The organism is Pontiella desulfatans, from assembly GCF_900890425.1.
Lineage (GTDB): Bacteria > Verrucomicrobiota > Kiritimatiellia > Kiritimatiellales > Pontiellaceae > Pontiella > Pontiella desulfatans.
The window spans coordinates 4,239,885-4,262,778 of record NZ_CAAHFG010000001.1 but is presented as its reverse complement, the minus strand read 5'-3'; the positions used below and the strand labels follow the sequence as shown (position 1 = coordinate 4,262,778).

Below are 22,894 nucleotides of genomic sequence, written 5' to 3'. Positions count from 1 at the left end.
CGACCATGAAATACGGATATTTCGACGACGATAAAAGAGAGTATGTAATCACCAATCCCAAGACCCCCGTCAAGTGGACGAACTATGTCGGCACGCTGGCGTTCGGCGGGATTGTCGACCATACGGGCGGCTCGCTCATCTGTAAAGGCGATCCCGCATTGAACCGAATCACCAAATACATGCCCCAGCTGCCCAGTTCGCAGTTCAAGGGCGAGGGAATGTATCTCCGCATCAAGGAAGGCGACGGCTATAAAATCTTCTCGCCGTTCTTCGTGCCGACGCTCGATGCCTACGATAAATACGAGTGCCATGTGGGTCTCGGCTACCAGCGCATTGTCTCCGAGTTCCATGGTATCCGCACGGAGGTCGCGATCTTTGTGCCGCCCGGCGAACATGTGGTGGTGCGCGATATCAACGTTACCAACCTTCGGAAAGAAGTGGTGGAGCTGGATGTGATTCCCGTGGTGGAGTTCTCGCATTTCGATGCGCTAAAGCAATACACCAATGCCGACTGGGTGCCGCAAACCATGACGGTCGACGCCGAAAGGAATGCCGACGGCACCGTGCTGTTGCGCCAGTACGCCTTCATGAAGAAGCAGTATGAAAACAACTTTTTCACCTCGAATGTGCCCGTCGATTCGTTCCAGACCGACCGCAAGGAATTCCTGGGCGACAACGAATACGGCACCTGGGCCAACCCTTTGGAGCTGCAAAACGAAAGCCTGTCGAACAGCGAGGCACGGCGCGGCGACACCATCGCCGCGCTGTTGCACAAGCTGGGCGAACTTGCGCCGGGCGAAACAAAACGTATCGTCACCCAACTCGGGCAGGACGAGCCGGGCATGGTGGCCGAAACCGCGAAAAAGTTCCGCTGCCTCGAAAACGTGGATGCCGCGTTCCGGTCTCTGGGACAATTCTGGGATGAATATCTTTCCAAAAACTGGATCGAAACGCCGGACGCCGCGTTCAACTCGATGGTCAACATCCATAACCCGCGCCAGTGCCATACGACCATGAACTGGTCGCGCTATCTCTCGCTCTATCAGCTCGGCCTCGGTGCGCGCGGCATTGGTTTCCGCGACAGCTCGCAGGATGTGATGGGCGTGCTGGCCGGGGTGCCGGACGATGCCCGGGCGCTGATGCGCAAGCTGCTCAGCGTGCAGTTGCCCAACGGTTCGGCGATGCACCAGTTTTTCCCGCTCACCATGGAAGCCAACGAGGGCGACTCGCGCGAAGACGGCCATAAGCAATGGTATGGCGACGACCACCTCTGGATCGTCCAGGCGGTTTCCGCCTATCTCAAGGAGACCGGTGACTATGGATTCCTGAAGGAGGAAATCCCGTTCTATTCCAAGGCGCTCCCGCTCGAAAAACGCGAAAAGGGAACGGTGCTGGAGCATCTGCACCGCGCCATGGAGTTCACCCAAGCCAACACGGGCGCGCACGGCCTGCCGCTGCTGGGATTCGCCGACTGGAACGATTGCGTCAATCTGCTTGGCGCCGCCGAAAGCGTAATGATTGCCAATCTCTATGGCCGCGCGCTGCAGGAAATGATCGAGTTGATGGACCATCTCGGCGCGCAGCCGGCGGCCGAAAAATACCGCGCCGACCACGCGCGCATGAAAAAGGTCGTTAACGAGACCTGCTGGGACGGCGAATGGTTTGTGCGTTACTACGAAGAGGACGGCACCCCGATCGGTTCCAAGCAAAACAGCGAAGGGCAGATCTACGCCAACGCTCAGTCGTGGAGCGTCTTTTCCGGCTTTGCCGAAGGCGATCGCGCGGAGCAGGCGCTGGAGTCGGTGCATGGAAAACTCAACACGGACCGCGGCATCAAGCTCAGCTGGCCGGGCTACAACGGGTTCGATCCGACCAAGGGCGGCATCACCACCTATCCGCCGGGCGCCAAGGAAAACGGCGGCATCTTCCTGCACACCAACCCGTGGGTGATGATTGCCGAAACGCTGGTCGGCAACGGCGACCGCGCATTCCAATACTACAACCAGATCAACCCCGCCGCGCGGAACGACGACATCGGCCGCTTCGAGTGCGAACCCTACTGCTACCCGCAAAACATTCTCGGCGACGAGCATCCGCAGTTCGGCCTCGCCCGCAACAGTTGGCTCTCCGGCACGTCGTCGTGGACCTACCAGGCGGCCACCAAGTTTATCGTCGGCATCATGCCGACCCACGGCGGCCTCGAAATCAATCCCTGCATTCCCAAGGCATGGGACGGCTTCAAGGTGGTTCGCAAGTTCCGCGGCGCGACCTACCGCATCGAAGTCGAAAACCCCGAACACATTTCCAAGGGCGTCGCGTCCGTGGTGGTCGATGGCGAACCCGTCGAGGGCAATGTGGTGCCGGTCTTCGACGGCGGCGAACATTCGGTCGAGGTTTTGATGGGGCGGGAAAGCAACGATGCAGGTTTCGGCATGAAGAATAAGGTGCAGGAAGCCACGGCGGCTTTATAATGCAGACGATTCAAACCCTAGATGCCTAATTCGGAAGGATCTGCAATGAGGACTTTAATAATGGTTGTAGGCGCTGTCGGTACGATGGCTTGTCAGGCAGCGGTGCTCCGGGTCGACCCTTCCGTGGTTCGGGAGGTGGATCGCCATCGGTTCCTCGGCACGAACGCGGGGTTGTGGCATGAGGCGCGGCAGCTGTTCGATACGGATGTGCAATATTACCTGCGCGAGTTGAACCCGTCGTTCATCCGCATTCCTGGCGGATCGTGGTCGGACGAATATATCTGGAACGGCAACGGCGTGTGGGATGGCAATACGTTCGATATGTCGAAGCTCGTCGACGGCCAGTGGGAAATCGACTATTCGGACTACAAACCCGGCTTCCATCTGCTGGCCCCGGGCAAGCCCGACGAGTGGCACGGCAATGTTGATGTCTACGCCTTGCACGAGTTTGCCAAAGACAAGGGCTCGCATTCGATCGTGACGGTCAACGTTGGATCCGGCACGCCGGAAATGGCGGCCGAATGGGTGCGCTGGGCAAACCTGGAGATGGGGTACGGCGTTGAATATTGGGAGATTGGCAACGAACTCGAAGGCCGCTGGGAAATGGGCTCGACCCTGCCCGATGGCTCGCGCATGACCGGCGAGGTTTACGCGCAGCGCTTCATCGAATATGCCAAGGCCATGAAGGCGGTCGACCCATCCATCAAGATCGGCGGCCCCACGGCGGCGAGCACGCGCGCGCCGTTCATGGAGGCGCTGCTGCGCGATGCCGGCGAGCATGTTGATTTTATTTCGTTCCACACCTATCCCGTCGAGCGGCATCTGGCGGGCGAGCGCGAAATGGTCGAGCAGGCCTTTTCGCTCCAGGAGCCGATGACGCGCTACCGCGGCTTGGTCGAAAAATACCAGCCGCACCGCGTGGGCGAGATCGAATTTGCCATAACCGAGTGGAACTCGAAGGTGCTCGAAGACCGCCACACGGGCGAACTGCTCAACGGTTTGTGGAGCGCCATCTTTGTTGGCGAAATGTTTCGCGAGGGCGTCACCTTCGCCACGCAGTGGGATTTGCTGACCACCACGGAAGAGGGCGGGCACGGCCTCTTTCACTTCGCGGGGCGGTGCATGCCGAAGAGCCAGTATTGGGGACTCTACCTCTGGAGCAAATACATGGGCAACCAGCTCGTTGCTTCGGAGCTGAAAGGCAACGGCGATGCCTATGCCGTGGTGACGCGCGACGACGGGCGGCTCTATGCGATGGTCGTGAATGTTTCGCGCGATGCGTTTGCCGAAATCGAACTCGATGTGCCGGGCGTGGAGTTTGCGAGCGAAGGCCGGATGGCGACGCTCTCGCACCGCGAATATTTTTGGGATATCTACAAGCACGAGCCGAAATGGAGCCGCAAGCCGAACGAGGAGCGGTTTGCGATTGATGGCAAGCTGGAGGTGCCGCCCTACAGCGCGCGCGTCTTCGAACTGCCGTTCAAGGGCGGTTCCGTACGGCCCAGCGGAGATACCGAAAACGCCGAGATCCAGCCCTTGGAAATCCTGCTGCCGGAATCGGCACCTGCCGATCAGCCCGTCGAGGGGTGGGTGTTCCTGCAGAACGATCCCGCGGATGCAAAGGTCGGCAGGACATTCGATGCCGCGAAGGTTTCGGTCGAAGGCCCTGCCGGGCTGGACGTTGCCACGGTCTGGCTGGGCGAGGCCGCCGGCCGCTTTTTCCTGACGCCGACCGGGGCCGGAACCGCAACGGTTCGCGCCCGGGCCGGCGAGGTTTCCGTGGAACGTGAAATCGAAATCCTGCCGGTGCAGGAGCGTCGGCAAATCATCTGGCAGTTCGAGGATGCTCCGGCGAATTGGAACGCGGAAACCTCGTACAAGCTGATCGGCGATGATGCGGTCCGGCCAAACCAACAGGTGGCGGCGGTGGTGCTCGATGGCGACAAGCCGACTTCCGGCAACGATAGGCTGGCGGTCTTTTCTCCGCCCGGTTCCATCGACCGGAAGCGCATTGCAGGCGTTGTGCTGGATGTCGGTGCTTCAAGCAACTTCCAGTGCGCCGACAAGCAGGTTGGCATTCGCGTTGTGCTGCAGAGCGAGATGGATCATTGGATCGAGCTAGGGTCGCTGACGCTCGAGGAGGTGCGCGGAAAATGGAAGACGCTGGAGCTGAGGCTGCCCGATCCGAAGTATTATGCGGCGATGGGCAAGACCTATGCGCTGTTCATCCAGCTCTACCAAAACGACGGGAAGAAGGTGCCCGTGTCGGGCAAGGTTTATTTGGATAATGTGGGATTCGTTTTGAGATGAAGGCGCGGATGCCGGGCCGTGGAGCATGGCCGGGCGAACCGCGGCCCACGTTTCAAACGGTATGGAATTTGGAGAGAACCATGAAAACTTTAGCGCTAGTCTTCGCCTTGCTTGCGGCTCATGCGTGGGCGGGAAAACCCAACGTCATCTTCTTCATAACCGATGATATGCTGCCGCACCATTTCAACTTTATTCCCGGTGTGGAGCGGAAGGTGCTGACGCCGAATATCGAACGCATTGCGGATGAAGGGGTGGTTTTGCTGAATCAATACACCGTCTCCCCGTTGTGTACGCCGAGCCGCTACAGTGTGCTGACCGGGCGAAATCCAAGCCGGGCCAATAATCCCTTTTTCAAGGAGACAACCGAGAAAAACGGGGGGCAGACCCATGTCGAATTCAATACCCATATACTGGAAACCGACGAATCGCTTCCTCAACTCATGAAGCGTGCCGGTTATATGACCGGGTTTGTCGGAAAGAACCATGTGATTGAAGTGCAGGGGCTCAAGCGCTTTCCGGATAATGATGCGAGTGCGAAGGATCCGAAGAACCAGGCGCAGCTCAAGGCCAACCACGATAAGGTTTGCCAAGGCGTGCGGGAGGTCGGTTTTGACTATGTCGATCGCGTCTACCATAACAATCCGCACTTTCTCGGGTTACACGAGGTGGCGGTGCATAACATGGACTGGATTACCGGGGGTGGCACGGAATTCATCAGGAACCACCATGACCGCAGTGAGCCGTTCTTCCTCTATTTCGCCACCACGTTGCCACATGGGCCCGTGAATGCAACGAGTGCCTGGAATGCCAATCCGCTGCTTTCGGCGGTGGGTTATCTGGATGAAGCCCCCGCCGTGCAACCGGCCCGGAAAACCATTCCCGAACGGATCCGGGCCGCCGGGCTCAAGCCGACCGACGATGCCTGCAACCTGCTCTGGATGGACGATGCGTTGGGGGCGCTGCTTGATACCCTGGAGGAAACCGGCCAGTTGGAGAATACCCTCATCTTTTTCTTCAACGACCAGTGGATGGAGTCGAAGGGCACGGTCTATCAAGGCGGAGTCCATACACCCGGCATCGTCTGGCGCAAGGGCGGGTTCCCGGTGGGCAAAACCTGCGATGCGCTGCTGAACAGCATTGATTTCGCCCCGACGATCCTGGATGCCGTGGGCGGGGACTATGCGGATGCCGCGTTGGATGGCGAAAGCTTCTGGCCGTATTTGACGCAGGGCAAAAAACAACCTGAAGGGCGTGTGCTATATTTCGAGCTTGGCTTCGGGCGCGGCATTCTTAAGGGCGACTGGAAATATGTGGCCATCCGCTATCCGGAACACATTGCCAACATGTCGAAGGAAGAACGCGTGCGCGTGCTGGAGGAGTGGAATGCCAATCGCCGACGGTTGCATATTCCGATTGTGACCGAGGATCCGGCCAAGCCGTTCAGCCATCTGACCGCCATCCCCGGGGGCGGCCATGCGGAGATGCCGTCAACCGGAACCGAGCATTATCCCGGCTACTATGACCCGGACCAGCTCTACCGCATTTCCCGCGATCCGCATGAACAGGTCAATCTGGCAAACGATCCGGAATATAAGGACAAGCTCGAGGAAATGATGCGCGAGATGAAAAAAATCCAGGATGCGCTTCCGGGGGACTTCGGACTCTAACGCATCTAAATCCAAACCATGGCCTCTTCACCCAGGGGCGCCGATCGCGGCGACCGGGCATCGCGGAGCCGTGGTAAAATCCACCCATCCATTCGCCATCGGTAAGATTGCGGAGTTCTTTGCTCATCCGAGTGTTTAAGGTTTCCGGTGTACTCGTGTTCTAGTGTACTGTTCCGTTATCTCAAAAGGAAACAGAGCGATGAAATGGATGAATGCGATGGGGTTGTGTTTGCTGCTCGCTGCCCGCCTGGCGGGGGCGGCGACAACGGCGGGAACGGTCGAGATCAACCCGGAGCTGCGGGGGGTGTTGATCACCGATTGGGGCTACGACATCAAGAATGCCAGTGTGATCAACGGCCTGACGGCCTCGAAGGCGCAGGAGCTGTTCATCGACGACCGCATGAGTGTGCTGCGGGTTGCCGTTTGGGGCGATGCCACGCGACCGGCACATCCGGCCGCCGGCGAGATCGATGTGTCCTATTATGTCTACGATCCCGCGGTCGTTAACTCCAAGAAAATGTTCACCGCTATGAAAAACGCGCGTGATGCGCGACCGGATGTCGTCTTCTTCCCCAGCAAAAAGCTGGACGGGCAAAACAGCTTTCCCGCCTGGACGAAGGATGGCAATGGGGTGGTTCCCGAGCAATATGCGCGGCTGCTGGCCGACTATCTCCGGTTCTGGGAGCACGATCTGGTTCGCAAGAGCGAGAGCTTCGTTTTCCCTATGCTTGGAGTCGACAACGAAGAGGTCTACAACGAAGGCAACATCACGCCGGAAAAGCACTTGGCCATTGTGAATGCCCTGCGGGCCATGTCGGAACAGGCCGGAACGGTTGATCTGATCGATACCACCCATCCGACGCATCCGGTGGTAACGGTTCCCGCCGCGTTCACCATGCCGCCGGTCATCATCGGCCCCGAGGACTATGGCCCCAGCTATACGTTTGTGGAAGAGCTGCTGGCGCTGCCGGGCGGCGGCGCCTCGCTGGATCTGCTCGGTACGCACTACTATCCCAGGTGGCGCCCCTATCCCAAGCTGGCCGACATGATCGGCGATGGCGAAGGGCGGCCCTGCTGGAACAGCGAAGTGCATTGGGATAATCAGGGCGACCTGGATGATTTGGAGGATGCGGAATCGGCTTTGGCCGCCATCTTCGACAACATCGAACTTGGCCTCAGCGGCTATGTTTGGTGGGCCTACACGCGCACGGGCTTCAAGGGCGAAATGGAAAAGGCCATCACCACCAGCTCGACGCTCAGCCGTCCATGCGCCATCGACGACGAAGATGGCTTCAATGAAAAGGAACCGTTGGGCACGTTGATCACCCGGGCCTTCCGCGAGGGCGGATCGCTCCGCGTATGGGCGCTGAATGTGAGCGGCACGGAATATGCCGATCATGCATTCAATCTGTTGCAGGGAGGCATCTGCGGCGATGTTTCCTACAAGCGCTGGGCCAATGTGGACGGAAGCTTCGTTTCGAGCGGCGGTTCGGCAACGGTGGTTGGCTCCAATACGTTTTCCGGCACGTTGCCGACCAACTCGATCACGCTGTTCACCTTGCCCTATGCTTCGCCCACGAACATTGCGGCGATCTATTCGTTCGAGGGCGATGCCTCCGATTCGAGTGGCAGCGGAAACCATGGCACCCTGGCGGGCGGGGGCGCCTTTGTTGACGGGCGCGACGCCCAATGCCTGGAATTCAATGGGGTGGATGCCTCTGTTTCCATTCCCCGGAACATTTCCACCGAATTCACCATTGCGTTCTGGATGCGCGCGGATGTGGCCGGTTCCGAAGGGGCCGGACGATGGTGGGAAGGGAGCGGCCTGGTGGATGGCGAAGTGGCGGGGGCGGCTGGCGACTTCGGCATCGCCCTCCACGGATCGAATGTGGCGTTCGGGGTGGGGCAGCCCGATACCACGATTCTTTCACAAACCGATATGGCGGATGGCCAATGGCGCCACGTGGCCGCAACCCGAAACAGCGCGACCGGCGAAATGGAACTCTTCATCAATGGCGCATCCGAAGCCGTTGCCCATGGCCCGGGCGGAACCAAAGCCGCGCCGCCACTCCTCCGGATCGGCTGCCTGCAAACCGGGGCCAATCATTTTGCCGGGCAGCTTGACGAGGTTCGCATCTACGATCGCGTGCTGGAACAATCCGAAATCCAGCAGCTGGCGTTCTTCGATGCCACCGCGCTCCTTTCCGAAACATGGGATGCCGCCGCTCCGGCGCCCCTGGTTGGCATCGGCAGTGTGCAGGCCGACAATCTCTGGACCTATAACGCCCGCAACCGCACCGACTGGGGCATCTCCGCCGAAGGGGCGCTCGAGGTCGAAACCGCCGGCACGCACAGCTCTTCGCTCGATGCCGAAACCCCGCTGCCCCGCACCGTCGATCCGATGAAGTTCGAGTGGGTCACGCTCCAGGCCGCGTTTGCCTTCAATGCGCTCACCACCGATGGCAACACCGATACGCGGGTCTATGCCGTTGATGGCACCCGGCAAAACGGCTACGGCATCATGGCGCGCTCGGAGACCGATTCGCAATCCCCGGTCTTGCTGCGCGTGCTGTCCGGCGGCGCCACCGCGACGGTTTTCGTTGGTGCGGTAGGGAGCCAGGAGGCCGATGCCGTCTACGATGTGACCGCATCGTTCAAGCGGGTTTCCGGAAACTTTACCCAGGTGCGCTACCGGGTGCTGAAGGATGGCGCCAAATGGCGGAGCGGCGATGTGGTGCTCGGCAAGGCTCCGGTGGCGGGATCGCTGCTCGAAAAGATGGAGTGTTCCCAGCAGAAGAATGCGTTCTCGACGATCGACGATGTCGCCCTCTCCATCCAACCCGACCTGCGCGATCTATATATCGATACCTTCAACTTCCAAACCGGGGAAACCAACCTGGTCATGATGGTCGATGTCCCGGAGATTGGAACCACCTACCATATTGAAACCGCAACCTCCGGCATGCTCTTTGCCGCCGAACCCGGCACCACCTTTATCCCGGATGTCAGCCCGTGGCGGATTGAGCTCCCGCTCGAAACGGAAATCCATCCGGCCCGGTTTTTCCGCCTGAGCGAAGGGGTTGCACCGTGATTGGAAACCGTGCAACCCAATGTTGGAAAGGAAGACCGATGAGGATTTATTCGAGTATGCTGGCCGCATGTTTGGCTTTCGTTGCCGCTGCGGAAGAGGCGCGATCGCCGAACGTGGTTTATATTTTGTGCGATGATCTGGGCTATGGCGAGGTGGGCTACAACGGGCAGGAGATGATCCAAACACCGGAGCTGGACGCCCTGGCGGCCAAGGGGATGCGTTTCACGGCGCACTATTGCGGAAGCTCGGTCTGCGCGCCTTCGCGCGGTTCGTTGATGACCGGGAAGCATCCGGGGCATGGCTATATCCGCGCCAACAGCCCGGGCTATCCCAACGGGCAGACGCCCATCCCGCCTGAATCGGAAACGCTAGGCAAACTGATGCAGCGGGCGGGATATAAAACCGCGTGCATCGGCAAGTGGGGCCTCGGCGGCGAAAAGCCGGATGGGACGCTCAACTACGGCTTCCCGACCAAGCAGGGGTTCGACTATTTCTTCGGCTATGCCGACCAGCGCCGGGCGCACAACTATTATCCCCAATTCCTCTGGCGCAACCACGAGAAGGTGCCGCTCGGCGGCAACGTCTATAGCCACGACCTGATGACGGAGGAAGCGCTGAAGTTTGTTGCGGAAAACAAGGACGCTCCCTTCTTCCTCTATCTGGCCTACACGATTCCGCATACGAAATACCAGGTTCCGGAGCTTGGGCAGTACGCCAAAATGGACTGGCCGGAAAAGTTCAAAAAACATGCCGCGATGACCTCGCGCATGGATCGCGATGTCGGTCGGTTGATGAGCCTGCTGGATGAATTGACGCTGGCCGAAAACACCCTGGTGATTTTCAACAGCGACAACGGGGCGCACGGGGAGCAGGGCTCCGAAACCTTTTTCAACACCTCCGGCGAGCTGCGCGGCATTAAGCGCAGCATGTACGAGGGCGGGGTGCGTTCGCCCATGTTTGCCTATTGGCCCGGCACCATCATGGCGGGAACGGTCAGCGACCATCTGTCCGCTTTCTGGGATATGCTGCCGACGTTTTCCGAACTGACCGGAGAGCCGGTGCGCGGGGATACGGATGGAATCTCCATGCTTCCGACCTTGCTAGGCAACACGACGCGGCAGAAACAACACGACTATCTCTATTGGGAACTCTACGAGCGCGTACCGAACCAGGCCGTGCGCATGGGCAAGTGGAAGGGCGTTGTGGTGGATCGCCGCGAGGGCCAGAGGATCGAGCTGTACGACCTGTCCGCCGACGAAGGCGAGCAGGTGGATGTGGCCGACCGGTTCCCCGAGGTGGTGGAGCGCATCCGCACGGCCATGAACGAGGCGCATGTGCCCAGCCCGTTGTGGGATAAATCGTTCCCCGGGCGCATGTTCAACGTCGATGCCGCCCGTAGGGCTTCCGGCGTCGTGGACGCGGGGCAGGCTTCCTCAAAAATCCCTGCCGGTTGGCAATGGGTTTCGCGCGAGGGCGCGGTGGCCCACAGTTCGCTCTCCTCCGAATGGGGCGTGCCGCACAACCATACCTTGCTCACGACGATGGAGGGCAAGCAGTCGTTCCATACCGATGCGGAAAAGACCCCGTGGGTGATCATCGACCTGAAGCAGGAGCAACCCGTGGTTGGTTTCGAAATCCTGAACCGTCCGGACGGCCATGCAGGGCGCACCCGAAATCTTCATGTCTGGCTTTCCTCCGACAGGGAAAACTGGCGGCAGGTATTCAAGACGGAAAACCCCGAAACCCGCTGGTTGGTGGAACTTCAACAGCCCGTAATGGCCCGTTTCGTGAAAATCGGCCTGGTGAATTCCGAGCCGGGATATTTCCACCTGAAAGGCGTAAAGGTTTTCGCGAAATAGCACCCCGCTTCGAATGGCGGCTTCCGCTATCATGAAAAAAGCCGCCCGATGGGCGGCTTTTTTGCAGGGTTGGAACCGGTTTGGCCTAGAGCTCGCCGAGTCCCTTCAGGTATTCCTTGTCTTCGGCCGAAAGCGAAGAAATCGGAATTGTGGCGGTTTTTCCGCGCTTGGAATCCTTGATCTGGATGTTGCTTCCGGACTTCTGGACAAAGATGGCGTTGTAGGTGCGCTCCTGGCCCTTGATGGTGATCTTCCAGTCGCGGTATTCAACCGTTGCGCCACTGGCGGATTTCTGGACGGGAACAACGAGGGCGCCGCTGCCGCCGGTTCCTGCGGCTTTGCCCTTCTCTTCGAGTTTGGGGTTCTTCACGAAAGGAGTGGGAACGCCGTCGATACGCGTCTTGTCCGCGGGGCCTTTGTCCGAGACCGCGAGGTTGAAGTAGCTGGTGTTTCCATCTTCGTCACTGTCGCCGGAGTCCAGCAGAACGGCACCTTCCTCATAGTCGGTTGCTTCGAACTGGCTGGCGTAAAAACCGAGATAGTTCGGGACATTGTCGAAGAATACAATGCGATAGCCGCCTTCTTTCAGCGAAACATTGTAGATGTGGTAGTACAATTCCTCGCCAGCCGCATCCTCGAACTCCATCGAGCACAGGGAGCTGATTTTCATTTTTTCAACATAGTGCTCACCGCCGACTTCCTTCAGAATCTTCTCGACCTCTTTCTTGTCGGGGTCGTTCTTCTTGGTCTTGGCTTGCGCGTCCATTGAACTCAGGCTTAACGCAATAGCCGCGGTTGCCGTGAAAAGGGTTATCCATTTAGTCTTCATATTTTTCTCCTTCGCTAGTGTTCCGCAGTGCGCCTTCTGGTCTATCCAAGGCAATATAACGATACTTATAGGGCTTTTTGGCCAAATCCACCATGCTTTTCCGCTTGTTTTTTGTTTTCCGGCAGAGGGAAAAGCCAAAATCCACACTTGGCAGGGAGGGGGGCATTCTGCATAATCCGCGCTCTTTTTTAAGTTTACAACCGAGGATAGACCAATATGTACAGTGCATCAGACCTGAAGAAAGGCTTGAAGATCGAGATCGACGGCGACCCCTGCATGATCACCAACTTCGAGTTTTCGAAGCCCGGCAAAGGCCAGGCGCTCTACCGTTGCAAGATCAAGAACCTTGTCACCGGCAACCAGTTCGACAAAACCTACCGTTCCGTCGAAAAGGTAAACCGCTGCGCGCTCATCTCGCGCGACTACACCTTTTCCTACATCGACGGCAACGATTATGTCTTTTCCGACAACGCCACGTTCGAGGAAGCCCACCTCAACGAAGAGCTGCTCGGCGACCTCAAGCATTTCATCGTCGACGACATGCAGGTGGAAATCCTTTTCCACAACGATCGTGCGCTCGACATCACCCTGCCGAACTTCGTGGAAATGACCATTGCCGAAACCGAACCCGGCGCCCGGGGCGACACCGCCACCAACGTCATGAAGCCCGCCAAGCTCGAAAACGGCTACGAGATCAACGTCCCGATCTTCATTAACGAAGGCGACGTGGTCCGCATCGACACCCGCGACGGAACCTACGCCGACCGCGTGTCCAAGGGCTAATGGCCATCGACAGCATACGACTGAGAGACGCCCTCATGCGCCGCATGCGGGCGTTTTTTCATGAACGGGGCTTTGTCGAGGTGGAGACCCCGGTCCGGCTCGAAACACCCTGCATGGAGTTGCACATCGATGCCGAACCCAGCGGCGACCATTTTTTGCGCACCTCGCCCGAAATCTTCCACAAGCAATTGCTGGCCGCCGGGCACGAGCGGATTTTCGAGGTGGGGAAATGTTTCCGCCGGGGCGAGCGCGGGGCGTTGCACCACCCGGAATACACCATGCTCGAGTGGTACCGGGCCCACGCCGACTACATGGGCATCCTCGAAGAAACCAAGGCGCTCGTCTCGGCCGTTTGGAATGATGGACCGGTGGACTGGCGCATCTTGACCGTCTCGGAGGCGTTCCTGGAATATGCCGGATGGGATCCGGTGGGTAACTACGATGAAGACCGCTTCGATCTGGATTTGGTTGAAAAGGTCGAACCCGCCATCAAGGCCATCGGTGGGGCGGTGGTGCTGAAGGATGTTCCCGTCGAGGCCGCCGCGCTCTCGCGCCGCAAGGCCGGCAATCCGCTCGTCGCCGAGCGCTGGGAGCTCTACATCGAAGGCATCGAGCTGGCCAATGCCTATTCCGAACTGACCGATCCCGTTGAGCAACGCGCGCGCTTCGAGGCGTGCGCCAAGCAGCGCAAGGCGATGGGGAAAGAGGTCTATCCGATCGACGAGGCCTTCATTTCCGCCCTGGGCAACATGCCGCCTTCGGGCGGAGTGGCCTTGGGGGTTGACCGGTTGCTGATGCTCATGGCCGGAGCCCGCTCGCTGGATGCGGTACTGCCGTTCCGCTAACCCGTCGCTTCATCCTGCGCGTCGCCTTCATTTTCCCCGGTGTGGTATTTCTCGACCGTTTTTTCGAGGTGCCGCAATTGCTTGGCAACGTCGTTGAGGCGGTATTCGATCGAGTTGAGGATCCAGAACTGGAAGTGCTCCACCTTGGTCGACTTGTGCATCATCCAGATAATCTTGATCGAGACCAGCAGAACCGCGATTTCCAATGAAAAGAGCGGCGGGATCAAGGGATCCTTGATATGTAGCAGGTGGTTTACAAAGTCGTTGATCGCCAGCATTGCAATGGCAAGGATGAATATCCGGTTCACCAATCGATCCTGTTTTTCGGCATCCTTTCCGCCGATCTGCCCCATGAGCTGGCGGATTTTTTCTTTCTCCTTCTTGAACTGGTCTAGCTCGGCCTTGAGTTTGATTGGGTCTAGTTCTTCCATGGTTCAATAACTCCGTTTGCTATTGAGATTCATTATAGGTATGGATGTGCTTTCATCAACAAATTAGCGTGTCAATCAATGGAGGGGTCTGCTAGAACCTGCTCTCACTTTCAAGGGTAGGTGCACATGGGGGAAAAACTTAGATTCGGCGTGGCGTGCGGCGGTACGGGCGGCCACATCTTTCCGGGCCTGGCGACAGCCAACGAGCTGGCGGACCGCGGGCACGATGTTACGCTGTGGTTGGCCGGAAAAGACATTGAGCACGATGCCGTCAAGGCCTGGCAGGGCAAGGTGGTAACGATTCCGGCGGAGGGCTTCCAGTTCGGGCTTTCGCTTCGCAGTCTTCAAACCATCGCCAAACTGCGCAAGGCCTACCGCCTCTCCCTTGCCCCCATGCGCGAGCAGGCGCCGCGGGTCATGCTGGCCATGGGAAGCTATGCATCCTATGGCCCCATCAAGGCCGCCACCAAGCTTGGCATTCCCTATGTGCTGCACGAGGCCAACCTGGTTCCGGGGCGCGCTGTATCCCTGCTGGCGCGCCGGGCCGACACCGTTGCGGTGAGTTTCGAAAAGACCAGCTACTACCTCAAGCACGGCAACATTGTCACCACCGGCATGCCGCTGCGCAAGGAGTTGCAGCTCGCCAGCGAAAAGCCCCGCAAGGAACGCGGGGCAAACGATCCGTTGCGCATCCTGGTGGTTGGCGGAAGCCGCGGTGCGCAGGCCCTGAACGAAACCGTTCCAAAGGCCATCGCGGCCGCGGCCGAAAAGGGGTTGAACCTGCAGGTCGAGCATATTGCCGGCTTGCAGGACAAGGAGGCGGTCGAAGCCGTCTATGCCAAGCTCGGCGCCAACGCGCATGTCCACCAGTTTGTCCAGGACATGGAAAACAAATACCGATCAACCGATCTCGCCATCAGCCGTTCGGGGGCCGCCACCTGCGCCGAGCTGGCCGCCTTCGGGGTGCCGGCCCTGCTGGTTCCCTATCCGCACGCCGTGCGCGACCACCAGATGAGCAATGCACGCATCCTGCAGGATGCCAAGGCGGCGGATGTCGTGGCCCAGGAAGACCTGAGCGCCAGCTGGTTGCGCGACTACCTCGTCAATGTTTCGGAAAAGCCGGCCCGGCTGGAGCGCATGGCGGTGGCCATGAAAAAGCGCGGCCAGTCCGATGCGGCCGCGCGCTTGGCCGACCTGCTCGAAAAGGTTGCCGGAGCCTAGGCATGGATCCGGTTGCCCGCGCCGAACAATTGATTCATGCCGGTGGTCGCGTCCATCTCATGGGGATCGGCGGGATCGGCATGGCCGGTGTGGCCTGGCTGCTCAAGGAGCGCGGCTTCGAGGTGTCCGGTTGCGACCTCCAGCAAAACCGCCAGACCCAATGGCTGTCCGGCAACGGCGTCGATGTTGCGGCGGGGCACGACGGGGCGCACATCACGGAAAAGGTGGATTGGCTCGTCCGCTCCACCGCCGTGCCCGATTCCCATCCGGAGGTGCAGCGGGCGCTGGAGCGGGGCATTCCGGTTTCGCGCCGCGGCGAAGTGCTGCCGGCCCTGATGCGCGCCCGCACCTGTGTTGCCGTGAGCGGAACACACGGCAAAACCACCACCACCGCCATGATTGCGCAGGTGCTGGGTTGCGGCTATTGCGTCGGCGGGGAGATTGCCGGTTTCGAGGGGGTGGCCCGCGAGGGCGAAATCATGGTGGTCGAGGCCGACGAATCCGATGGCACCGTTGCCGGCTACACGCCCGACTATGCCGTCATCACCAATATCGAATACGACCATATGGAGCACCACGCCTCCGAGGCCGCATTCATCGGCTGCTTCGAAAAACTCATCGAACAAACCAAGCGGAAGGTGTTCTACTGTTCCGGCGATGCGATCGCCACGCGGCTCTGTTCCGGGAATCCCAAATGCGAGCCGTATGCCTTTCCCCATCCGCCGATTCCGGTGCCGCTGCCCGGCAGGCACAACCAATGGAACGCATCGGCGGCGCGGTCGGTTGCCGCAGTCTGGAAAACCGGGGATGAAATCCACCGGGCATGGGAAACCATCCAGCCGGTGCGCCGCCGCTTCGAAACCGTTTCCAACGAGGGGGGCGTCCGCATCGTTTCCGACTATGCGCACCATCCCACCGAGATCGCCGCCCTCATCCAGACCGCGCGGGAACTGAAGCCCGAACGCCTCCTGGGCATTTTCCAGCCCCACCGCTACACCCGCACGTTGGCGTTGGGCGCGGATTTTCCGCCCAGCTTCGAGGGGCTGGACAAACTCTGGCTTGTACCCGTCTACGCCGCCTCCGAGCAACCGCTCGAAGGCGGAACAACCCCCGACCTCGCCGACCGGTTTCCTCCGGACTGGGCCGGTCGCCTGCGCGTCTTCGATTCCATGCACACCGCCTGGGCCGACCTCCAGTCCCAGCTCCGCCCCGGCGACCTTCTGCTTATCATCGGCGCCGGCGACATTGATCAGCTCGCTGGTTGATCCCGGTGCCCGGAATGGCACTGATCATGAAAAAAGGGTGGCATCTGGAATCCGGTGGGGATTAGGATGGTTGAATTCACGGGAACATGGCGCAGGTGGCATGGGCCTGGATTGGATGGAAACCAGGGAAGGTAAGCGAGGTGTTGGAATGAAGGCTGGATGGCTCTCAATTTTTGTGGCAATCGCGTCGGCATGCGCAATGGCGGCCAAGGAAAAACCCAATGTCGTGATCGTGATCACCGACGACCAGGGTTGGGGCGATCTCGGCTCGACCGGGAACCCCTGGCTGAAAACCCCGGCCATCGACAAGCTGCGGGAACAAAGCACCATGCTCTGCAACTACCACGTCGATCCCACCTGCGCCCCGACCCGCTCCGCGCTGATGACGGGCCGCTATTCCGACCGGGTGGGCGTTTGGCACACCATCCAGGGGCGCAACATGCTGCGCGAGCGCGAAATCACCATGGCCGATGTGTTTGGCAAGAACGGCTATGCAACCGGCATGTTCGGCAAGTGGCACCTCGGCGACAACTTTCCCTATCGGCCGGAGGACCGCGGCTTCAGCCATACCGTCTACCACGGCGGGGGCGGGGTAGGGCAGGCCCCCGACTATTGGGGCAACGACTATTTCGACGACACCTACATGAAGAACGGGAAGTTCCAGCGTTTCGAAGGCTACTGCACCGACGTCTGGTTCGATGAGGCCAAGGACTTCATCCGCGCCAACAAGCAGGGGCCGTTCCTCGCCTATATTGCCTCCAATGCGCCGCACAGCCCGAATTTTGTCGAGGAAAAGTATGCCGAGCCCTACAAGAACAACAAGAAGATCGCCAGTGCCATTTTCTACGGCATGATCGCCAACATCGATGAAAACATGGACAAGCTCATGGCCTTCCTCGAGGCCGAGGGGCTCGCCGAAAACACCATCCTGGTCTTCACCACCGACAACGGGACGGCGGGGGGCGTCGGCAAGAACGGATCGGGATACGATGGCGGCATGCGCGGCAGGAAGGGGTCGGAATACGAGGGCGGCCACCGGGTGCCGTTCATGATTCGCTGGCCAAATGGAAAGATCGACGCCGGCAAGGAGGTTGGCCAGCTGACCGCCCATGTGGATATCCTCCCGACCCTGATCGATCTGTGCGAACTGGCCGCGCCGGCGGTCGACTTCGATGGCACCAGCATCCGCGACCTGCTCTACGGCAATGGGGTGCTCTGGCCGGATCGCGACCTCGTTGTTGAATCGCAACGCGTGGTTGATCCGGTCAAGTGGCGCAAGTGCGCGGTCATGACCGACCGCTGGCGCCTGGTGAACGGTACGGAACTCTACGATCTCCCGGCCGATCCCCGGCAGGCGACCGACGTGGCGGGCCAGCACCCCGAAGTGTTCGAGCGCCTGAAGGGCCGCTACGACCAGTTCTGGGAGGATGTTTCGTCGGAGCACGACCTGACCAGCCATATCGTGGTGGGCCACGACAAGGCGGAAATCGTGAACCTCACTTCGCACGACTGGCTGGTTGAGGGCGTGGCGTGGAACCAGGGGCAAATCGCGGGCGGAAAATCCGCCAAGCCCGGCCATTGGGCCATCAAGGTCGTCCGTGCCGGCAACTACGAAATCTCCCTGCGCCGCTGGCCGGCCGAAGCCGACCAGCCCATCAACTCCGGCGACTATGGCAAGGCCTTCGGCTACACGCAGGCGCGCCTGCGCATTGGGGATGCCGACCAAACGATCGAGATTCCCGAGGGCGCGAAGGAGGTCACCTTCAAGGTTCAACTGGAGAAGGGCGTGACCTCCCTCGCGCCGCTGTTCATGGGCGGCGGTGTCGAGGCCACGCCCTACTATGCCTACATCACGCACCGGCCCAGGCCGGGCTGGCAGACGCCGGAAGGCATGGGCATGCCGGTCTACGATCCCGCCTATGGCCGGGTGCCGCCCCAGAAGAAAAAATAGGGGCCCTGCCGTAGCCACCCGTTCGGGTAGGCGGGGGGAATTGCCGCGACACGAAGCGGAAGGTTTGATAGCTTGGCTTCGTTATGAGTGAAGAGTGGCAAACCAGACAGACGCTTTTGATGCGCGCCAAGAACCAGGACGACCATGTGGCCTGGGAAGAGTTCGTGGCATACTACCGCGATTTCATCGCCATGGTGCTGCACCAGATGAATCTCTATTCGGTCGACGTCGATGACCTGACGCAGGAGATCCTGATCAAGATCTGGAAGAGCCTGCCGAACCATATCTACGATCAGGACCGCGCCCGCTTCCGCACGTGGTTGAGCCGTTTGATCCGCAACCAGGTGCTCGACCATATCCGTGCTTCGCAACGGCGGACGCGCAAGCATGCCGCCGCCGCGGAGGACGAAACCGTCGAGAACCTCCCGGTGATCACCGAACCGGATGTGGAAAAGATCATCCAGCAGGAGTGGGAGGTCTATATTGTCCAGCTCGCCCTCAAGAACATTTCCTCCCTGTTTTCCGACCGCGCCATCGAGGCGTTTTCGATGAGCATCGATGGCCAGGGCATGGCGCAAATCGCCGAGCACCTCGGCGTGAAACCCAACTCGGTCGTAAAGCTGAAGAACCGGGTGAAGGAGCGCCTCGTTAAGGAAATCCAGCATCTGCGCGACGAATTGGAGTCGGTGTGAACGATAATCGGTTTGGAGACATGGCGCGCCGGCTCACCTCGCTCTACAAGGAGGAAGTTGCCTCTGAGGAAGTCCAGGGCGCCATCTACGCGGATCTGCGCCAGTCGGGCGACCGCTATACCGATGCGGAGGTCTTGGCGCGCGGCGGGATGAAGAAGATCAGCCGCGTGTTCGATACCAAGACCGGGCGGCAGGTGGCCATGGCCGAGCTGCGTGCCAACGCGCCATCCGAGCTCTACGAACCGTTTCTGCGCGAGGCGCGGCTCACGGCGTTGCTGGAGCACCCGAATATCATTTCCGTGCACGACATTGGACTTTCCCCGGATGGCCTGCCGTTCTTTACCATGGATCTGAAGCGGGGCGATTCGCTGGGGGATGTGCTCAAGAAAAACAGGATGCCGCGCGAACAACTGCTCGAGAGTTTCATCAAGTTGTGCGATGCCATCTCCTATGCCCACTCGCAAAAGGTGCTGCATCTGGACCTGAAGCCGGAAAACATACAGATCGGGCGGTTTGGCGAAGTGTTCATTTGCGACTGGGGCCTGGGGAAAATCGCCGGTTCCGACGAGAGCGAAGGAAAGGATTTCGATGAAATCCTTTTCAATCCGGACCTGCTGAACAACATGACCCTCTCCGGGGAGCTGAAGGGTACGCCGGGCTACATGGCCCCGGAGCAGTTCGAGAAGGACGGGGTCAAGACCTATCAAACCGATGTCTATGCCCTGGGTTGCCTCCTCTACGCCATCCTCTCCCAGCAACCGCCGTTCAAGGGGAGTTCCGAGGAGATCCGCGAACTGACCCTGGCCGGAAAGATCGTGAGTCCGGCAATGGCTTTCCCGAAAAAGAATATTCCGAAGGGCCTGGATGCGGTGGTCATGAAAGCCCTTTCCTTGAAGCCGACCAACCGCTACGCGTCGGTGGTGGCACTGCGCGACGATGTGAAAAACTATCTCTCGGGCTATTCCACCTCGGCCGAGAATGCCGGGTTGATCAAGGAGGTGGCGCTGTTCTACAAGCGGAACCGGGCGGCCTGCCTGGTCGGGCTGGCGGCGGTTATGGTGGTCGTTGTCACGACCGCGCTGTTTATCAACCAGCTCCAGGGCAGCATCGTTGAAATCCGCCGCTCGCACGATCTGGCCGAAACCCGCCGGCAGGAGGCCGAGGCCGCCTCCGGTCGCTACCGCGACGAACTGACGCGCAACATGCGCCTGATGGGCAGTTTTTCGGGCAATCTGAAAGCGGAGTCCTATGAGCTCTCGCGAACCTTCATCTATTCCGATCCGGTCAAGGCGGTCGAGCTTTCCATCCAGCGGCTGGAGCTGTTGGCCGAGAGGGAGCCGCATGTCAATGTTTCTTCCCAAATCGGTTATGCGCATTTCATTATGCAGGACTTTGCCGGGGCCAACGAATTCTTTGATTCCGGTAGCAAGGCATTTGTCGATTTGCACCCGATCAGCCGTAAATTCGGAGCGCTTAAGACGGGTGATATGCTATCCATCGACCAGCTGGCAATATTGATGGGTGAGCTGGATGTGAATAAAATCAACCGCAAACCGCTGATGGAAAAAATGCTGGTTTACGACCATGCGGTCCGCGAGGACAAGACCGGCTATGAAAGGCTCGTCCAGGCCGTGTTGGCGCGATGGAACCTGCGCTGGACGCACGGGCGGTTCGAATATGATCCGCGCAAGGGAACGCTGCAGCTCCGTGGAAACCAGCTGAAGAGTTTTGCGATCATTTCCGAAGATACATCCGGGGAAAGCCCGCTGCGTTTCCTGGAGATCGAGACGCTGGATGCGCAAGGCACCGGGTTGCACGATCTCAACCACATCAAGACACTGCCGATCCAAACGCTGGATATCCGGGGAACCATGGTTGCCGACCTGAAACCCATCCTCGAGTTTCCCTCGCTCCGGACGCTGATTGTCGGCCGGGGCCAATTCCCGGCTGAGGATCTTGCACAGCTCCCCAAATCGCTGAAGGTTTCCGTTCGGTAGACGTCCTTTTCCGTTTTGCTTTGGCGTTATGGGTATGATCTTAATGGAGATGGCCCGATGAAAATGCACCTATTGATTGCGGCAGTGCTGCTCGGTTCGGCGAGCGGTCTGGTTTTGGCGGAAGAACCACCGGCAGGAGTTGAGACCATGGCGGAGCGCGATGCGCGCATGGCGTGGTGGCGCGAGGCACGTTTCGGAATGTTTGTCCACTGGGGGCTGTACAGCATTCCGGCCGGCGAATGGAACGGGAAGGTTTGGAAAAAAGGCGGCCTCGAATGGATTCAGAAGCGGGCCGCCATTCCGGCGGATGTCTACGAGCGGAAGCTGGTTCCGCAATTCCGGCCCAAGGAAGGTTTTGCCGAGGAATGGGCGCAAACCGCCCTCATGGCGGGGTGCAAGTATCTGGTGTTTACCAGCAAGCACCATGAAGGGTTCGCGCTTCACGACAGTGCGGAAACCACCTTTGATGCCAAGGACGCCTGCGGCCGCGACCTGTTCAAGGAGATTGCCGATGCAACCCGCGCGGAGGGCCTTAAGGTCGGCGCCTACCATTCGATCATCGACTGGCACCACCCGCAGTCCTATGCGGGCTTTGGATTGCCGACCATCAAAGGGGTGACGAACGAGGGGCGCGATAATTCCGTTTATGTGGATTACCTCCACCGGCAGGTGGAGGAGATCGTGACCGGATACGGCCCCATCGACGTCATCTGGTGGGACTTCAGCAAGCCGGACTGCCAAGGGGAAAGCTGGCGGGCGAAGGAACTGATGGCGATGGTTCGAAAGCATCAGCCGCACATACTCATGAACGACCGCCTTTACAGCGCGAAGGCTGCTTTTGTCGGGGGGAATTCCAGCCTCCTGAAGGAGTGGAAGCCGGAGCGCGGCGATTTTACCACGCCTGAGCAGCACATTCCCGATACGGGCGTGGACGGCGTCGATTGGGAAACCTGCATGACGATGAATACCGGCTGGGGTTTCAACAAACACGATAACAACTGGAAACCCACCCAGGTGTTAATTCGAAACCTCATCGATATTGTGTCCAAGGGCGGCAACTATCTGTTGAACGTTGGCCCGAAGGCGGATGGAACGATTCCGCCGCAAAGCATCGCGCGCATGAAGGAAATCGGCCGCTGGATGGACATCAACGGCGAGGCGATCTACGCGACCACCGCCAGCCCCTTCGAGATGCCTGCCTGGGGGCGCTATACCGCCAAGCCGGATCGGCTCTATGCACATGTTTTCCAGTGGCCCGAAGACGCCCGGCTCATGGTTCCGGCCGGGGACCGCAAGGTTGCAAGGGCCTATTTGCTCGCGGATGAAAAAAAAGCCAGCCTGCCGATTGAAAAGACGGTGGAGGGCCTGGCGATCAGCCTGCCCGATGAAGCCCCCGACCCGATCGCCTCGGTGATTGTTTTGGAACTCGACTAACAAGGGCGGGCCGCCCGCTGGACGCGTCGCCTGTGCGGTTTACCATGG

General features: G+C 59.6%; 15 protein-coding genes. 13 read left to right on the top strand and 2 right to left on the bottom strand.

Annotation, left to right across the window (positions count from 1 at the left end):
• Nucleotides 1–5: 5 nt before the first annotated feature.
• The 5 genes from E9954_RS15175 to E9954_RS15155 all read left to right on the top strand — a co-directional run bounded on the left by E9954_RS15175 (nt 6) and on the right by E9954_RS15155 (nt 11,398).
• Nucleotides 6–2,471 carry a GH36-type glycosyl hydrolase domain-containing protein gene (locus tag E9954_RS15175; RefSeq protein ID WP_136079987.1) on the top strand — a complete coding sequence of 822 codons (2,466 nt, stop codon included), beginning with the start codon at nt 6–8 and terminating at the stop codon, nt 2,469–2,471.
• Between the two features lie 45 nt (nt 2,472–2,516).
• Nucleotides 2,517–4,781, top strand: coding sequence for a glycoside hydrolase family 44 protein (locus E9954_RS15170; RefSeq protein WP_168442287.1), 2,265 nt, complete (start codon nt 2,517–2,519; stop codon nt 4,779–4,781).
• Between the two features lie 80 nt (nt 4,782–4,861).
• On the top strand, nt 4,862–6,448 hold the full coding sequence (locus tag E9954_RS15165; RefSeq protein ID WP_168442286.1) for a sulfatase family protein: 1,587 nt from the start codon (nt 4,862–4,864) through the stop codon (nt 6,446–6,448).
• 199 nt (nt 6,449–6,647) lie between these two features.
• Nucleotides 6,648–9,539, top strand: a complete 2,892-nt coding sequence (locus E9954_RS15160; RefSeq protein ID WP_136079984.1) for a LamG domain-containing protein — start codon at nt 6,648–6,650, stop codon at nt 9,537–9,539.
• Between the two features lie 38 nt (nt 9,540–9,577).
• Nucleotides 9,578–11,398, top strand: coding sequence for a sulfatase-like hydrolase/transferase (locus E9954_RS15155; RefSeq protein WP_136079983.1), 1,821 nt, complete (start codon nt 9,578–9,580; stop codon nt 11,396–11,398).
• 85 nt (nt 11,399–11,483) lie between these two features.
• Here E9954_RS15155 and E9954_RS15150 read toward each other — a convergent pair whose 3' ends face one another.
• Nucleotides 11,484–12,227 carry a hypothetical protein gene (locus E9954_RS15150; protein ID WP_136079982.1) on the bottom strand — a complete coding sequence of 248 codons (744 nt, stop codon included), beginning with the start codon at nt 12,225–12,227 and terminating at the stop codon, nt 11,484–11,486.
• 216 nt (nt 12,228–12,443) lie between these two features.
• Between E9954_RS15150 and efp the strand changes: the two genes are divergently transcribed.
• A complete protein-coding gene (gene efp, locus E9954_RS15145) occupies nt 12,444–13,010 on the top strand; it encodes an elongation factor P (RefSeq protein WP_136079981.1) in 567 nt (188 codons plus the stop codon).
• The gene (epmA, locus tag E9954_RS15140; RefSeq protein WP_136079980.1) at nt 13,010–13,855 is read left to right on the top strand and encodes an EF-P lysine aminoacylase EpmA; all 846 of its coding nucleotides are present in this window, start codon (nt 13,010–13,012) and stop codon (nt 13,853–13,855) included. The genes efp and epmA overlap by 1 nt, the downstream gene beginning before the upstream one ends.
• On the opposite strand, the gene E9954_RS15135 is transcribed toward epmA, so the two are convergent.
• Entirely contained in the window at nt 13,852–14,286 is a 435-nt protein-coding gene (locus E9954_RS15135) for a hypothetical protein (RefSeq protein WP_136079979.1), read from the bottom strand. The two genes, epmA and E9954_RS15135, sit on opposite strands and share 4 nt — an antisense overlap.
• Before the next feature lie 126 nt (nt 14,287–14,412).
• Here E9954_RS15135 and murG point away from each other — a divergent pair, with 126 nt between their 5' ends.
• The 6 genes from murG to E9954_RS15105 all read left to right on the top strand — a co-directional run bounded on the left by murG (nt 14,413) and on the right by E9954_RS15105 (nt 22,846).
• Nucleotides 14,413–15,507, top strand: coding sequence for an undecaprenyldiphospho-muramoylpentapeptide beta-N-acetylglucosaminyltransferase (murG, locus tag E9954_RS15130; RefSeq protein ID WP_136079978.1), 1,095 nt, complete (start codon nt 14,413–14,415; stop codon nt 15,505–15,507).
• 2 nt (nt 15,508–15,509) lie between these two features.
• Nucleotides 15,510–16,772: a UDP-N-acetylmuramate--L-alanine ligase gene (locus E9954_RS15125; protein ID WP_136079977.1), complete on the top strand. Its 1,263-nt coding sequence runs from the start codon at nt 15,510–15,512 to the stop codon at nt 16,770–16,772.
• Between the two features lie 148 nt (nt 16,773–16,920).
• A complete protein-coding gene (locus E9954_RS15120) occupies nt 16,921–18,723 on the top strand; it encodes an arylsulfatase (protein WP_136079976.1) in 1,803 nt (600 codons plus the stop codon).
• 83 nt (nt 18,724–18,806) lie between these two features.
• On the top strand, nt 18,807–19,415 hold the full coding sequence (locus E9954_RS15115) for an RNA polymerase sigma factor (RefSeq protein WP_136079975.1): 609 nt from the start codon (nt 18,807–18,809) through the stop codon (nt 19,413–19,415).
• A complete protein-coding gene (locus E9954_RS15110; RefSeq protein WP_136079974.1) occupies nt 19,412–21,412 on the top strand; it encodes a serine/threonine-protein kinase in 2,001 nt (666 codons plus the stop codon). The genes E9954_RS15115 and E9954_RS15110 overlap by 4 nt, the downstream gene beginning before the upstream one ends.
• Nucleotides 21,413–21,469: 57 nt before the next feature.
• Nucleotides 21,470–22,846: an alpha-L-fucosidase gene (locus E9954_RS15105; protein ID WP_136079973.1), complete on the top strand. Its 1,377-nt coding sequence runs from the start codon at nt 21,470–21,472 to the stop codon at nt 22,844–22,846.
• Nucleotides 22,847–22,894: the final 48 nt, after the last annotated feature.